This window comes from Clostridium sp. MF28 (assembly GCF_002969175.1).
Taxonomy (GTDB): Bacteria; Bacillota; Clostridia; order Clostridiales; family Clostridiaceae; genus Clostridium; species Clostridium beijerinckii.
Genome location: NZ_CP014331.1, coordinates 1,346,702 through 1,362,419, shown reverse-complemented (window position 1 = coordinate 1,362,419; position 15,718 = coordinate 1,346,702). Strand labels below are relative to the sequence as shown.

Sequence of the window (15,718 nt, the reverse complement as noted above, 5' to 3'; positions counted from 1 at the left end):
AAAATATTGACCAAGCTGTAAGCAAAGCCATAAAAAGTAGAGGGACAAATTATCTAAGGGGAGAAGCGGCTACAGAAGGGCACATAGTTTTAGATGTTGAAGAAAAAGATAATATCGTGAAAGTTTACACTATTTCAAGTTTTGGTTATTTTGGCTTTGAAAATGGGATTTTCACAGAAATCAGTGGAAGTGAAGCTATTCCTACGGTAATGACATTTTCTAAAAATTCAAATGGTGGTTATTCATTAATCGAATATAAAGAACCTGAAGATGGAGAAGAATGTGAAAATTCTATAAAACAGATGTTTCCAGAGAAGCTATGGGACAAAGTTTTAAAAGGTCAGGAAAGCTATTTACAGCTTGCAGAATCAAAAGAGAATGAGGCTAAAGAATACTTAAAACAAATTGGTAGAACTGCTGCAGTAAGCTCAAAATATGTTGAGAAAAAACGTCCTAATATTAATGTTTCAGCAGAAAATAAATTATTTATATACTTGGGGAAGCATGATTCATTTATAAATGACTGTCCTTATTGGCTAGGAACAAAAGAGCGTGTGGAAAATGGTGTAAGGCTAATTTATGAAACATCTCAAATTAAAAGTGCTGATGGATATGATGTGATCACTTTTAAAGAAACGAAATCAGATGGAACAGTTGTTGAAGAACGCAGTTACAAAATAGTAGGAGATGAACCAGAGCTTCAGTAGAAATTGAAGGATTCTCTAGCAAATGGTAAACTTATACCACTATATTATAATCTTTCAAATAAAATTAAACATGGATTTTACAGAAATATTTTATAACTTATTCGTTATAGTAAATTTATAGTCTTAATATAGAGTTGGGGGTATTATATGAGTAAAACATTACTCTTTACCAAAGTTATTTATTTAATATTTTTTATATGTACAATAATTACATGTATTATTGTTTATGGCAACATAGATAATAGTATGGCTTTAAAATTTGTGATTGGTTATGCTGTGTTTGCTCTATTTATGTTATTGTATGTGCCTATAATCACTTTATTTAATGCAAGAAAACTGAAATGGGATTATCTTAGAAAAGTATTAAATAAATTTGTTATTATGTTTGCAACATTTTTTGTACTTAATTGCGCTTTTGATTACATCTTTAAAAGTCCTAATGTAGACCTACTTAATGCTGCTTCTCATGCAGTGGGTTTATCTTTTGGTTTAGCGTTTGTAGATGTTACATTTTTAGAAGGAAGAAAAAAATAAGGATATGCACTTTTCTGTTTCAATTGCTACATGCTCACTTATCTTTTTGAAAACTGTTTATGGGAAAGTTGTTTGCTTCTCCGCGATGCTTTGGGAGAAACAAACATTTTCTGTAAGAATAAGGTGCTGGGTTGTTTTAAACTTGGATAGAAGTTTTGATGTGATTGGATGGTATGGTGATTTTCTTTTGTTTTACAACAATCAGTTTAGTTTTTGCCCTATTTCCTCAGCTTGTTTTAGCATTTCTTGTTGACTAAGAATATCATCCTTACTTTGCAAATTTCCTGCGATGATATTACCTGCATTCACCATTTGACTATAGCCGCCAAAAATTTGATTAAGATATTCTGTAACATTTTTAAATGCTTCAGCAGGTGCACCGCTACATGTAACAGTTATATACTTTTTCCCTGGTAAAAGTCTTGTGGTATGATTGGATTCTACAAAAAAAGTAAATAGTCTATCGAGGAAATTTTTTGTATAACCGCTCACGTGCACCATATAGACTGGTGTTCCAACTATAATGCAATCAGCATCAGCTATCTTAGGTAAAAGTTCAGTCATTTTGTCGTTAATAGAACAATATTCTACCTTGTTTGCTTGACATAAACCACAAGCCCTGCAGCCTTTATTATCAAGTTCTGATAAATTATAAGTTTCAACCTCATGTCCATTTTTCTTAATGCCGGAACAAATGGCATCAACTATTTTTGAAGTATTTCCGTTCTTTCTTGCACTGCCTACAAAAGCTATAACTTTCATTTTTATTACCTCCTAATATCAATTCAAAATTAAAAGAGTATTTGAACCAGCATGATATGCCAAAATGATAGGCTAGTACCGGTTCAAAGACTAAATTAATTATAAATGTTACATAACAAGAATATTTGCCTTTTTCAATTATCTTTTTGCCTTATTCTCCAGATCTTTATTTTTTCTCAGCCACATTAGAAAACTGAGGGGGTTAAACCAGCAGAATATTCTTCATTAAATAGAAAGAAAGCCCGCAAGCTCATAGGCAGCAGGCATGATAAAGCAGTGATTGGAGTCTCTTTTTTGTGGATCAAAAATCATATCAATTACTATAAACTCAAAGCTATATTTTAGATTAATATGTTTTTTGGGGTTGTCTATATAATTTGTCTATATCTTTTCTAGGGGGAGCTCCATAAAAAGCGCTGTAATCTCGGCTAAATTGAGAATTACTAACATAACCTACCATTCTGCTGGCAGTGGTCGCATCCATGTGTTGGGACAGCATTAAATTCCTCGCTTCATGTAGACGCAGAGCTTTTTGATATTGCATAGGGGACATCGAAGTGACCGCTTTAAAATGATTATAGAAAGAGGATTCACTCATATGTGTCAGTTTGGCTAAGTCTGAAACTTTAACTGACTGAGAAAAATTTTTACGGAGCCAAGCTATTGCATCTGACACTTGATGTACTCCTGAGTCTGCAAATCCCATGGCCGCAACATGAACTCCATCAGAACTGCGAAGTAGGCGGATTAGAATTTCGTCCATAATCAGTGGTGCAATGAATTCTACATCTCCTGGTTTTTGCAAGCACTCCAAAAGCCTTATCATTGCATCAATAATGCTTATATCTGCATTCATAACATGTCCAGCACACCACTGTTTTATTTCAGGCAGACCATGAGAATATACTTTCGGAACAATCTCAGCAATACGCTCGGGATTAAGATCCAGCCTTATAATAAGGAGAGGCTCAGATTTAGTTGCCTTCATAGTTTGCAGAGAAATTGGCAGGGTGATTGGATTCATTAACATTTGTGATCTATCAAGCTTGTATGTCTCGTGACCTATTGAGATAGACCTTGCTCCTTGGGCAACAATACTTAAAGAAGGTAAATAGGAAAGTCTTTGGACAATCTATCTCTGTTCCTGAATAGCGAACGATAGACAGACCAGAGATTGGCAGATCTAAAACACCATCCTGTGGAGCAAAGGTATATAGCAGGTGTGCTAATCGAGTCATTTTTGTTTTGAGTAATCTTTCAATGTCATCCGATTCTGGAATTACATACTCACGATATACATTCATGATTTGAAAACGCTCCTTATTATATAAATTTCATTATCATATTTCTAATTTAGATTATAAATATTTAGTTATCTATTTAAATATAATAGCAGTTTATCATTGAAATTTATATAGAATGTTTGGGACATCTTCGAAATGAAAAGTATCGAATTAATTAGTAAGATTCATTTATACTGAAAGTATACGTATCAAGCTAAAACGTATACTTTAAGTTTACATTTAGTAAAATATTGATTTGTGCTTAATTTAACGATTGGGAATGAGTTCGCTTACATTTATTTGAGGATTGTGATAGCGACCTCTCTTAACAGTAGTTTTTTTATATTGTATAGATTTTTGCGGGCACCATTGCATACAAGCAAGGCATGATTCACATTGATGCTCCCATTTTGGTTTTCCATCGTGCATAACTATATTATTTGCGGGGCAGACCTGAGAACATAAACCGCATCCTATACATTTTTCATCAGTCCAGAAATTCTTTCCCATACCTTTTGGCCTAAAGGTAGCAGTGTATAGTAAGTTGTAAACAGAACTCATAATAGCATTAGACTTATATTTAATATGTTGCTTGCTTTTTATAGCAAGAGCTATTGTACTTATCTGTTTTTCTTCATCGTTGAAAAGTTTATTTTGCTCTTCTTCAGAAACGGTAGGAAACATCAGCTGATCACTGCCAGGCATAAATACACAAAAAGATGAAGCTAAATTAATGTCTTTTTTGTTTAGTATTTTTTTTATTTGATTAAGAGCAGCACCTACCATTCCTCCACAAGTTGCTATAGCAAAAACATAGGTATGTTTACCAATCGGCAAGGTTTCTATAAAATTTTTTACAATCACAGGTAGTCCAAAATTATATACTGGAAATACAAAACCTATTTTATCTGATTGAGTGTCTTTTGATGTTGGAATGCTTTTTTTAGAGATTTGTATTATCTTAGTATCAGTTAATTGTTCGCTTAAATCCTTTGTTACTTTTAAACTATTTCCTGTAGCGGAAAAATAATAAATTGTTGTACTCATAGTTGTATCACTCCTTGATTTTCTTTGGTACGTTTATTATACTTAGATCATATATATAGCACAAGTACGCAGAATATACAGACTAAGTATATTTAAGCGTACTGACTTTTTAAAACCAAAGGAGAATAAAATAAATGATAGACATAACATTTAAGGAGTATCAAGAACAAATAAAAGATGTAAGAATTGATAAAAGTTGTGGGACATATAAAACATTAGAGCTTTTCCAAGGAAAATGGAATATTCGAGTGCTCTTTGAGTTAATGAAATGTGATTCTATTCGTTTTGGTGATTTAAAAAAACAAATAGGAGAAATAACTAATACAATGCTCACATCTACACTTCGAGATCTAGAAAACAAGGGCTTAGTTGATAGAACCCAATTTAACGAAATTCCACCACATGTTGAATACTCACTATCTCAGGCAGGAAAAGATTTATACCTTATTTTTGTTGAAATGATGCGATGGAATAATAAGCATCAGTAAGCACATATTTATAACAACGTTTAATTAGAGATTGTCAAATTGGGTACATATTATTGTAAATGGGAATGCATACAGTTAAAGTATGATCATTCTAACAATTTAGGCAACTTATCGATGTTTTTATGCAATATCTTCATATTTACGAAAGCAAATATAATTCCTATTGTTACCCAGATAGAAATTTCAATAACAGAGTATCCCAAGATATTCTGAGCAAGTTTTAAAATATAGCAACATGGAATAACTGTTAGCCATGCTGTTATTTCACCAGGGACATAATGACGGTAGGATAATGGTAATAATATAATATGAAATAAGATCAGATGAACGATATTTGCTACAAGTAAACCGTACCACAAACCATAAAATTCACTAATGTTGCCAATCATAGTAGCTATAATCCACAAAATCAATTCTTCAAATACACCTATTGCGAATCCAGCTGTATTTTTTGTGCCTCCAAAGGGAGTTATAGCTAGAGATATATATTGTTTTAAATTCTTTTTGCACCAGTGCTTTGCCATAATAATCTCTTCCATATCGTGTACAATAAATAATAAAGGAAAAACCCATACAAACCATTTTAATTCATTCATTTTTCATTCCCCCTTTGTTATTTATTTTACTCATTTACTTTAATGCTTCAAACATCAATATCTAAGTGTTTATGCACTTAAACTACAAAAATTATACAAAGTGTTGTTTATCTATATAAACTTCTTTAAAATAATGGTATGGAGGATCTACATATGAATGAAAATGATTTGCGTGTTATAAAGACAAAAAGAAACATAGAAGAATCTTTTATTTATTTACTTGGGCAAAAAGACTTTTACAAAATAACAGTACAAGATATATTGGACAAGGCTTTGATTAATCGCTCTACATTTTACAAGCATTATGCAGATAAATACAAACTAGCTGAAACTCTTTGCAATGAAGTATTTGACTTGCTAAAAACTGGTGTGAAAGATCGATTTGACTGTGCTAATGTAGAAGATGCAATTATGGTTATAAAACCTTTATATCACATATTATCTGTTAAACGAGAAGAAATTTTAGCTCTTTTTACCATTCATACAGATACGATTCATCTGTATGATGATATGTCTGATTTTTTAAAGAGAAGTTTTTATGACCAGCATAAAACAAAAAATAAAAAGTCACCTGAAATTTTAGATTATGTATCAGATTTATATGCAGCGCTTGTTATGACTGCAATTAAGTGGTGTCTGCAAAATGATGGATATGAAGAATTGACTAGTCATGCTCAGCTTGTTTTAAAATTAGGAGAAGTGTTTGATTATCCATGTAAATGAATAGTGCTATCTAGAAAAAACAGATAATCTATTAAAGTAGATAAGTTACGAGGAAAAATAGATGATTAGATATAAAATGAACGCTGGCAATAAGCAGTAGAAGCTTTTGTCGGCGTTATAATTTTATTTTGCTATATTATTTTCTATGTAAATTCTAAGAAAAGTAATGTTAAAAAATGTTATAATAGAAATGAAATTACAGCATGTTTATAAGATCTGCTGTTGGTCGTATATCATGAGCAAAGTATAAATATGATGGAACTGAGAGGGAGTTATGAATAAATTAGAGTTTTTAGGAAGAGGGTCAGGTTATCACATTAAAGAAGGAAATACTGCTGCCTATATAAGAAAAAATAAAACATTTTTACTAATAGATTGTGGTGAAACTGTATTTAAAAAGATTTTGGAAAAAGAATTACTTGAAGGAATTAAAGAGATACATGTATTAATCACTCATATGCATTCAGATCATATTGGTTCATTAGGTGGATTTATAGGATTCTGCTATTGGAAATATAAAATAATTACTAATGTTTATTTTAATGAAAAAGAAAAAATAAGTATGTTTTTAGAACTTCTCGGATTAAAAGAAGGTGAGAGTTTTATTGTAGATAATGCTGATAATAAGAGAATTGACTCGTTGGGATTGAAATTTTCAGCATCGATAACTAAGCACGTCAAGACATTGAATACTTATTCTTATAAATTAGAGTTTGATAAAGAAAATGATATTTTTTATAGTGGAGATACATATGAGACAAACTTTGATTTAATTCCTTATCTAGAGTCGGGAAATTTAGTTTATCATGATGCATGCCTTAATGATAATAAAGAGAATGTACACACTTCTTTAAGAGTGTTAAGTGAAAATATTCCTATCAAATATAGAAATCAAGTTTACTGTATTCATATTGATGGAGAAAATTTTATTGAGGAAGCACAGAAACAAGTTTTTAACGTAGTTGACCTAGTATAATCTAGGAAGAGTCATAGGAATTATAAAATATATTTGTATGAATGTACTAATTTTTCAGATGAAGCATGGAGTTCATGGAAATAGTAATTAGAGTTGTCAGCCATAAATGAAACTCGTGATAATTATGTTGAAAGATAGATGTGATTTATGTATTGATTTTAATGGAGTAATGGAGGGATAAATAATGATTCAATCAATTGTACATATTGCTTTAGTAGTGAAAGATTATGATGAAGCAATAGAGTTTTACACAAAAAAACTTCATTTTGAATTAGTAGAAGATACATACCAACCAAAACAACAGAAAAGATGGGTAGTAGTATCTCCGCCAGGTTCAAGTGGAACAACAATACTGCTTGCAAGGGCATCTAAGCCTGAACAAGAGGATTTTATAGGAAACCAAGCAGGGGGAAGAGTTTTTCTTTTCTTAGGAACTGATGATTTTTGGCGTGATTATAATGAAATGAGAGAAATAGGAATAGAATTTGTGAGAGAGCCTAAAGAACAGGATTATGGAATTGTTGCAGTATTTAAAGATTTATATGGTAACTTGTGGGATTTGGTTGAGTTTAACGAAAATCATCAAATGTTCAAAAGAGTTAAATAAATCACAATTTATCTACTTTAAAAATAAGAAGATTATAAAACAACAGAGTATCGTCTGAACATACTAATTTTTCAGGTGAAGCGTGGAGTCAATAGAAATAGTAAGTAGAGTGGTCAGCCATAAATGAAACTACATGTTAATTAGGCTGAAAGATAAATAGTAATTTGTAGAGGAGAAATTGTATGCTAGGAAGTTTAGGGTTTTCATATGTAGGTCTGATATATTTATTAATGTTATTTATTCCTAATATAATTTGGAGTAAGAATCAACCCATAGATTATAACAATGTTCAAGAAAACAAAATTTTATTATCATTTGAGCGTGTTGGTCAAGTTTGTTGTACATGCAGTGTGTTGATTTTTAGTGATTTTAACCTTTCTCCATTTTCAATATGGAGTTTGTGGCTTATAGTATCATTTTTGCTAATGTTATTATATGAGATCTGTTGGATTAGATATTTTATTAATGAGCATACAGAAGAAAGTTTTTATCGTAGTTTTTGTGGAATTCCTGTGCCTCTTGCGAGTTTGCCTGTCACAGCTTTTTTGTTATTGGGTGTTTATGGGAAAGTTATTTGGCTGATCGCGTCTGTTATCATACTTGGCATAGGACATATTGGTATACATATTCAGCATTTAAAAATAAAAAAATGAATACCACAAATTTTAATTTATCTCACTTAGAAATAAGAAAATTATAAAACAACACAGATAATCTATAAGCAGAAGTAGCTAAGTTAAGAAGGAAAAACAGATGATTAGGTATACAATTAACGCTGGCAATAAGCAGTAGCAGCTTTTGCCAGCGTTATAATTTTATTTCTAAGCAAAAACGATTCACAAGCACCATTGTATTCTAATATTATCTACCATAAATATGGTGAAGAATATATATTCTAAGCCATATTTATTCTGAAGAATACTAGAATATATATTCTTCAGAATATGCTTGAATAATGCGGGGTTGAAGGCTGCAACCTTAAGAAAACATAGATTTTTACGTTATTTAAAATAGGAGAACATGATCTAATATCGGCAGAGAAAAGTTTTGAGAGTATAATAAATTTATGGAGCGTGTTTTTAAATGATTGAGGATAAAATAAAAATTGAATTGAAAAAGAGAGAAGACTTTTGTAAAAAGCAAATTGCTTTAGATAGCTAGAAGATCTGATTATGATGATAGCATCGTTTGGCAGAATATAATCAAATAAATATCGAAAATATGGATGGAAAATAATAGAGGTAATAAATTATTCATATAAAAAGTTTATTAAGTATAAAATACTAGAATACTATATCATATATAAAAAGGAATGACTATTTATGAAAATTTTAATAGCACCTATGGCGGCAATGGCGGAGACAAGTGGCCCTTTTTCAAGAGCAGCAGCTTTATGTAATAAATTAATAGAAAGAAAACATGAAGTTGCATTTTGCGCGGCAGAAGATATAAATTATAAAAAAATAGAAAATGTAAAAAATTATTATGCGCCAATTCCATCACCATTTGGAATGCCTATGTCTTTGGGAAAAAGAATGTTTAAAATTGGACAATTACTTGGAATTCAACAGAAGAAAAAGGTTAATAGTTATGAACAGGTGCTTCATTTTGTTGGAGCAATTACGTACAAGCATTTTTCAGAAGATGTGTCTTGTATAAGAAAGGCAATACTAGATTTTAAGCCGGATGTGGTATATGCCGAATTTAGAATTGCGGCTATTGTTGCTTCAAAACTTGAAAATATTAAAGTTGTTACAGGATTCAGTTATCCTGCTTCGAAGTATTTTGCCTCTAATCCTGAATATAGCACAGGAGTTAAAAGATTTATTCAAGAAAATAAACTAACTCCAATCGAATCAGCACTTGATATATTTAATTGGGCCGATCTAAAAATAGTTCCAAGCTCTTATGAGTTAGAACCCATTAATGATGAAAATTTAGTTTTTACAGGTCCATTTTTTGTACCTAATTTTAGATCAGAAGATCATAATAAAAATAAAATTATAGCATACATGGGCAACGGGACAATTTTACCAAAGAAAGTTATATACACTTTAACGCAAGCATTTGAGCAAACTAATTTTCAAATATATATTGCAACAGAACAAGTGAAACCATACAAGAAAAATAATATTAATGTAGATAAAAGATTTGATTTTAGTAAACTTATGCCAGAAGCCATAGCTTATATGAACCATGGTGGTCAAAATAGTATTATGACGGGTTTAATATATGGCGTACCTCAAATTGTATGCCCTGGAAATGTATTTGAGAGAAAGTATAATGCGGCTTCAATATCTAATTTGAAGGCAGGTGTCTCATTAGAAACAAATATTTTTAATGCAGAAACGATTAAGAAAATAGTCAATGAATTTAGTACAAATAATATATATGCAGATAATTCTAAGAAAGCAGGAGAAAAATTATTAAATCTAGGAGGGACAAGTAAAGCAGTACAGGCTATAGAAAATATAATATAATTAACAATATTTTTAAGTATTAGTATAGCAAAATGAAAGATATAATTATTTGGCTGATTACGTCTGTTATCATATTATTATAAAAAATTATGCAATTTTAATCTGATTTTAATCTTTCTTATATTTTAGATTAATTTTCTCTAAGTACTATATAAACATGATAAGTCAATACAAAGTTTTGGAGGATGATTAATATGGAAAGAAATGAAATGATTAAAATTTTAATGGAAAAGACTAAAGTAAGTTATCAAGAAGCAGAAGAAGTGTTGCAAGAATGTGACTTTGATCTTTTAGATGCTATAATTTATTTAGAAAGACAAGGAAAAGTTGAAAATAATGGAGCCAATACAATTATAGAAGTGGCTATAGATAATAATGAAGAAAATAAAAAAGAAAATGAGAAAAATCATAAAAAGAAAAGTGGGGGCATTGGAGAAATTATTGGTAGAATGTTTAAGTTTATAGGAAAGGTTATAAGCAAAGGTAATGAAAACTATTTTGAAATGAAAAAGGAAAATAAAAAGCCAATAAAGATATCACTTACGATAGCAGCGTTACTGTTAATAATCGGTTTTTGGCCTGTTTCAGTATTATTATTAGTTGGTTTATTTTTTGGATATAAATATTCAATAGCAGGTCCTGATATTAATACTGATAAGGTTAATGATATTTTGGATAAAGCTTCAGAATCAGCAGATAATATAAAAAGTGATTTTAAAGAAAGCTATAAAGGATAGGAGTAGTCTAATAGTACAGCAATAGAGGTTTTGAAATTATTCGAAGCCTCTAATTTTGTGTATATAAAAGCATTAGATTAAATGGTATAATTTATCAGATAGCCATGGATATGGAGGGTTACTATGGAAGATTATAAGCTTGTAGAAAAATTAAAAAACGAAGCTAATATAAGTTATGAAGAAGCCAAAAGTGCGCTAGAAAAGTCGAACTGGGACATTTTAGATGCGTTTGTTTATTTAGAAGACATAGGTAAAGTTCAAAAGCCTTCTGTTAATATCTTTTATACTAATGAATATAAGGAAAATCATAAAAATGGCGTGATAACTAATAATAAGGATTACGGGAATAATTATAGTAATACAAAAGAGGATAATACCTTTGAAGGAATTTTTGTAAAAGTATGCAAAATAATAGACATATGTAATAATATTTTCTTTGAAATACAGAAAGGTAATAAGGTATTTCTTAGGATTCCTGTAACAGTGATTATACTTTTATTAATATTCTCCTTTGGTACTGTCATTCCCTTATATATAGTAGGACTTTTCTTTGATCTTGAGTTTTCACTATCAGGAAAAAGGAGAGAAGTGAAGAAGATTAATCATGTATTTAAGTTAATATCAGAAAATGTAAAAAAGGTAAAAGGTAAATTAAAGAGGGGATTTAAAAATGGTTAAAATTTTAATTGTTGAGGATGATGAGAAGCTTGCAAGATTTGTAGAGTTAGAATTGTTACATGAAGGATATGAAATCTTAAAAGCGGATAATGGAAGATTAGGCCTTGAAATTTCTGAGAAGGGTGAAGTAGATTTAGTACTTCTTGATATAATGATTCCGCAAATAAATGGATTAGAAGTGTTACGTAGAATTAGGAAAAATTCAGATTTGCCTGTTATAATGCTTACTGCAAGGGATGCTGTTATGGATAAGGTATCTGGACTTGATGCAGGAGCAGATGATTATATAACAAAGCCTTTTGCAATAGAAGAATTATTAGCAAGAATAAGAACAGCGCTTAAAAGAAGAACTGTTATTGAAAAAAGAGATACAGACATAATAAGCTGCGGATTATTGTCTCTAGATAAGATGAGACATAAGGTAATGTATGATAATACAGAAATAGAATTAACAAACAGAGAGTTTACTTTACTAAAAATTTTATTGGAAAATAAGAACATAGTATTAACTAGAGATATACTAATGGAAAAAGTATGTGGCTATGATTATATTGGAGAAACTAATGTAATAGATGTTTATATAAGATTTTTAAGAACTAAAATAGATGATGCATTTAAAACAAAGATAATAACCACAGTACGTGGAGTAGGATACGTTATTAAAGATGAATAAGATTAATAAATCAAAAAATGTTACATCTATTGCAATAAAATTGAATTCTATTTTTGTAAGAAAGCTATTTTTAAAGTTTCTTTGGATTGATATATTTTTAATACTCTTTCTTATTGGATATTGGTGCATTGATTTGGAAATTAATTTCTATGGAGAATTTTTGTTAAATGCCAAAAGAACATTTGTCTTTTTTCCCATAGAAAGTTCCACATATACAGTAGTTTTGGATAATGGTAAAACTATGATTAAAGATGCAAGTAGTTATTTATATATAATTCAAAGGGTAGCTCAATCTATAGCTATTATAGAGGGAATATTCCTATTGAAAGAAATCATCTTTGGAACAATGAAAATTAGAAGGGCGCTAAAACCCCTTGATGAAATAGCTGAAACTGCAAGCAGACTTAGTAATATGACATTTGATGAAGAAAAGTTCCAAAATCTTGAAGAGGCTATCTCTAAAATTAGCCCTGTAACCTCTGATGAAAGAATATATACAGGGGATAGTGAGCTTCATGGATTAGAGGAGGCAATAAATAATCTTTTGGAAAGAATGAGAGATTCTTATAAACAACAAGCAAGGTTTGTTTCTGATGCATCCCATGAACTTAGAACTCCAATTTCAGTAATTCAAGGTTATGCTAATATGCTGGATCGATGGGGAAAAAATGATGAAAGTGTATTAAACGAGTCTATTGAAGCCATTAAAAGTGAATCTGAAAATATGAAAAATCTAGTAGAACAGCTGTTATTTTTAGCTCGAGGGATTAATGGTAAAACACAGATTAACCCTAAAGAGTTTTTACTAAATGATATGATGAATGAAGTACTTGAAGAGTCGAAGATGATAGATGAAAAACACATATATAAATACTATAGTTCAGAAGAAATAATAGTTCATGGTGATATTGGTTTACTTAAGCAGGCAGCTAGAATATTAATTGAAAATGCAGCTAAGTATACTGAAGAAAATGAAGTTATAATGCTAAAAACAGGAATAAATGAAAAAGGGGAACCTTATTTTTCAATTCAGGATAATGGTATAGGAATGGATGAAAAGGACATACCACATATATTTGAGCGTTTCTTTAGAGCTGACACAGCAAGAGTTAGAAAGAACGGTGGTACTGGGTTAGGATTATCTATAGCAAAATGGATTGTTGATGGACATAAAGGATATTTCTCTGTACTAAGCAGAAAAGGCATTGGTACTAGGATAACAATATTCTTACCTAGCAGCTCGATAAATTTTTAACTGAAAGTATAAGTGAAGAAGAATACAGAAGAAGATATTTTAAAAATAAATCTATATAATAATATTTAAATTAAAATACTATTAACTATAATATATACGTTGCCAAAATAATTCTTCATCATAATTCTAAAAATATTGCAAGAATTTTAGCCGTAATTGTGAAATGTGCATTGTGAATTGCAATATATATATGAAAATAGAACAATTGAATATTTACAAAATATGTTATAATTGGTTTATAGTATATTTTGGGGAGGATATTAATATGAAAGTTTTATTAATCTATTCATCTATACATCATGGTAATACTGAAAAAATAGCAAAGGCAATGGGCGAATCTATAAATGCTGATATAATAGAAACAAGGGATTTAAAGATAAATACATTAAATGAATATGATCTAATAGGTTTTGGTTCTGGAATATATTATGGGAAGTTAGATAAAAATATTCTTGAGCTAATTGACAAGTTACCAACTTTGTCTAATAAAAAAGTATTTGTTTTTTCTACGAGTGGACAGGGTAAAACCAAATATAATGATTTTGTTGAACAAAAGCTAAAAGAAAAAGGGTTTAATGTTGTTGGTAGCTTTGCATGCAAGGGTTATGATACTTTTGGACCATTTAAATTAATTGGGGGAATCGCTAAAGGCAGGCCAAATGATAAGGATTTTCAAAATGCAAAAGATTTTGCTAAAAAACTTATATCTTTATAATATTTTATCATTATTTACGAGCAAAAATAAATAACAGATTGAAATATCGCATTTAGAAAATGTGGTATTTTTTTATGAAGCTTTAAAGTGCGACAATGGGAGTAGGATTATTATATTTATTATAAAGGATTAAGAGATTTATAGACAATTATTTATAGGAATGGTAAAATTTAATATATTATTAAATATTTATTAAGTTTTAGGGGATATAGGAGAGAAATATGAAAAAGTTAAAATTAACAAAAGTATTAGCTACTACATTAGTAGCAGCTTCAGTATTGGCATTAAATCCAATAGGAGCAAATGCAGAATGGAGACAAGATGCAAAAGGCTGGTGGTATACAGAAGGAAACTCATGGGCTGATGGTTTCAGAGTAATAGATGGGTATTTATATTTTTTTGATTCACAAGGCTATATGGATCATGGTAAGCCAAATGATTTTGGAGATAAAGTTGGATTAAATGATGATGGTCAATTTACAAATGTCACAATAAATGGGGCATGGGCTTTTTGCAAATTATCAGGTGAAATAGTAGCATATCTAGGTTCTGACAGCAATGTAGTAATTCCTGATAAAATTGATAATGTTGCAGTAACAGGTATAGGTAATAAGGCATTTTATAAACACAATAATATTAAAACTATAATTATTCCTAATAGTGTGACAAATATAGAAGACTCTGCATTTTATGGCTGTGCGAGTTTGGCAAGCTTAAATATTCCAGCAAGCGTTCAATCTATAGGGGAAAAAGCATTAATAGGTTGTAGTAGCTTAGCAAATATATCTGTAGATGATAATAATATAAGTTATAAAAGTGTTGATGGAGTGTTATATAGTAAAAACGGAACTAATATACTATGTTATCCGGCTGCAAAAGTAGATAAAAATTATACAATTCCGAGTGGTGTAATAATTATAGGAAATAGTGCGTTCAGTAAATGTACAAATCTAACAAGCATAGAAATTCCTGATAGTGTAAAAACTATAAATTACAGGGCATTTGAAGGGTGTACAGGCTTAACAGAGATAAAAATTCCTGACAGTGTAACAAGTATAGTAAATAGTGCATTTATCGGATGTTCAAACTTAACAAGTGCAAACATTCCAAGTGGTTTGACATCTATAGAACCTAGTATATTTGCAAGCTGCACTAACTTAACAAGCATGACAATTCCTAACAGTGTAACCCAAATAGGAATGAGTGCATTTGGTGGATGTAAAAATACCAACTTTTATGTAAAGAGTGAAGCAATGAAACAACTTTTACGTAGATCTGGTGTAAATCAAAATAAGATTGTAGTAAGCGTTTAGTCATAAACAATAATTAAATAAATAATTTTATAGAGTGGCTTAAAGTTACTCTATTTTTATAAACAAAATTTCTATTTGCCATAAAGAGTATTTATGAGGTAAGGTATAAAATGCTATTTAAAAATTTCGAAGTGTGGTATTTAC

The 15,718-nt window shown here is 30.1% G+C and carries 18 protein-coding genes; 14 read left to right on the top strand and 4 right to left on the bottom strand.

The features are described 5' to 3' along the window. Window positions 1–116 precede the first annotated feature (116 nt). Both AXY43_RS06065 and AXY43_RS06060 read left to right on the top strand, forming a co-directional pair. Window positions 117–707: a transcriptional regulator gene (locus tag AXY43_RS06065; protein ID WP_243099175.1), complete on the top strand. Its 591-nt coding sequence runs from the start codon at window positions 117–119 to the stop codon at window positions 705–707. A 147-nt stretch (window positions 708–854) separates the two neighbouring features. Further along, window positions 855–1,241, top strand: coding sequence for a hypothetical protein (locus AXY43_RS06060; protein ID WP_105411229.1), 387 nt, complete (start codon window positions 855–857; stop codon window positions 1,239–1,241). Between the two features lie 201 nt (window positions 1,242–1,442). Here the strand turns inward: AXY43_RS06060 and AXY43_RS06055 are convergent, their stop codons facing one another. The 3 genes from AXY43_RS06055 to AXY43_RS06045 all read right to left on the bottom strand — a co-directional run bounded on the left by AXY43_RS06055 (window position 1,443) and on the right by AXY43_RS06045 (window position 4,333). Next, complete coding sequence (locus AXY43_RS06055; protein ID WP_087701355.1) at window positions 1,443–2,003, bottom strand: flavodoxin family protein; 561 nt, start codon at window positions 2,001–2,003, stop codon at window positions 1,443–1,445. Window positions 2,004–2,349: 346 nt separating this feature from the next. Continuing rightward, the gene (locus AXY43_RS06050) at window positions 2,350–3,069 is read right to left on the bottom strand and encodes an AraC family transcriptional regulator (protein WP_243099215.1); all 720 of its coding nucleotides are present in this window, start codon (window positions 3,067–3,069) and stop codon (window positions 2,350–2,352) included. 484 nt (window positions 3,070–3,553) lie between these two features. Then, the gene (locus tag AXY43_RS06045) at window positions 3,554–4,333 is read right to left on the bottom strand and encodes an EFR1 family ferrodoxin (protein ID WP_087701357.1); all 780 of its coding nucleotides are present in this window, start codon (window positions 4,331–4,333) and stop codon (window positions 3,554–3,556) included. 134 nt (window positions 4,334–4,467) lie between these two features. On the opposite strand from AXY43_RS06045, the gene AXY43_RS06040 reads away from it, so the two are divergent. After that, window positions 4,468–4,821 (top strand): winged helix-turn-helix transcriptional regulator, encoded by a 354-nt coding sequence (locus AXY43_RS06040; protein WP_039771700.1) that lies wholly within the window; start codon window positions 4,468–4,470, stop codon window positions 4,819–4,821. 86 nt (window positions 4,822–4,907) lie between these two features. Here AXY43_RS06040 and AXY43_RS06035 read toward each other — a convergent pair whose 3' ends face one another. Next, window positions 4,908–5,417: an HXXEE domain-containing protein gene (locus AXY43_RS06035; protein ID WP_023974114.1), complete on the bottom strand. Its 510-nt coding sequence runs from the start codon at window positions 5,415–5,417 to the stop codon at window positions 4,908–4,910. 153 nt (window positions 5,418–5,570) lie between these two features. Here AXY43_RS06035 and AXY43_RS06030 point away from each other — a divergent pair, with 153 nt between their 5' ends. From AXY43_RS06030 to AXY43_RS05980, 11 genes are all read left to right on the top strand, one after another. Further along, entirely contained in the window at window positions 5,571–6,140 is a 570-nt protein-coding gene (locus AXY43_RS06030) for a TetR/AcrR family transcriptional regulator (protein WP_105411228.1), read from the top strand. A gap of 274 nt (window positions 6,141–6,414) precedes the next feature. Next, a complete protein-coding gene (locus AXY43_RS06025; protein ID WP_087701359.1) occupies window positions 6,415–7,116 on the top strand; it encodes an MBL fold metallo-hydrolase in 702 nt (233 codons plus the stop codon). A gap of 184 nt (window positions 7,117–7,300) precedes the next feature. Beyond that, window positions 7,301–7,723 carry a VOC family protein gene (locus AXY43_RS06020; protein WP_077841311.1) on the top strand — a complete coding sequence of 141 codons (423 nt, stop codon included), beginning with the start codon at window positions 7,301–7,303 and terminating at the stop codon, window positions 7,721–7,723. A gap of 182 nt (window positions 7,724–7,905) precedes the next feature. Continuing rightward, complete coding sequence (locus AXY43_RS06015; RefSeq protein ID WP_105411227.1) at window positions 7,906–8,376, top strand: hypothetical protein; 471 nt, start codon at window positions 7,906–7,908, stop codon at window positions 8,374–8,376. Between the two features lie 669 nt (window positions 8,377–9,045). Continuing rightward, the gene (locus AXY43_RS06010) at window positions 9,046–10,203 is read left to right on the top strand and encodes a glycosyltransferase (protein ID WP_017210417.1); all 1,158 of its coding nucleotides are present in this window, start codon (window positions 9,046–9,048) and stop codon (window positions 10,201–10,203) included. Window positions 10,204–10,397: 194 nt separating this feature from the next. After that, window positions 10,398–10,940 (top strand): DUF4342 domain-containing protein, encoded by a 543-nt coding sequence (locus tag AXY43_RS06005; protein ID WP_105411226.1) that lies wholly within the window; start codon window positions 10,398–10,400, stop codon window positions 10,938–10,940. 123 nt (window positions 10,941–11,063) lie between these two features. Continuing rightward, window positions 11,064–11,618 carry a ubiquitin gene (locus tag AXY43_RS06000; RefSeq protein ID WP_105411225.1) on the top strand — a complete coding sequence of 185 codons (555 nt, stop codon included), beginning with the start codon at window positions 11,064–11,066 and terminating at the stop codon, window positions 11,616–11,618. Next, complete coding sequence (locus AXY43_RS05995; RefSeq protein ID WP_105411224.1) at window positions 11,611–12,291, top strand: response regulator transcription factor; 681 nt, start codon at window positions 11,611–11,613, stop codon at window positions 12,289–12,291. Before AXY43_RS06000 ends, AXY43_RS05995 begins: the two co-directional genes overlap by 8 nt. Next, a complete protein-coding gene (locus tag AXY43_RS05990; protein WP_105411223.1) occupies window positions 12,284–13,546 on the top strand; it encodes a sensor histidine kinase in 1,263 nt (420 codons plus the stop codon). Before AXY43_RS05995 ends, AXY43_RS05990 begins: the two co-directional genes overlap by 8 nt. Before the next feature lie 265 nt (window positions 13,547–13,811). Continuing rightward, entirely contained in the window at window positions 13,812–14,261 is a 450-nt protein-coding gene (locus AXY43_RS05985; protein WP_105411222.1) for a flavodoxin family protein, read from the top strand. A 221-nt stretch (window positions 14,262–14,482) separates the two neighbouring features. Next, the gene (locus tag AXY43_RS05980; RefSeq protein ID WP_105411221.1) at window positions 14,483–15,574 is read left to right on the top strand and encodes a leucine-rich repeat domain-containing protein; all 1,092 of its coding nucleotides are present in this window, start codon (window positions 14,483–14,485) and stop codon (window positions 15,572–15,574) included. The last annotated feature ends 144 nt before the right edge of the window (window positions 15,575–15,718 follow it).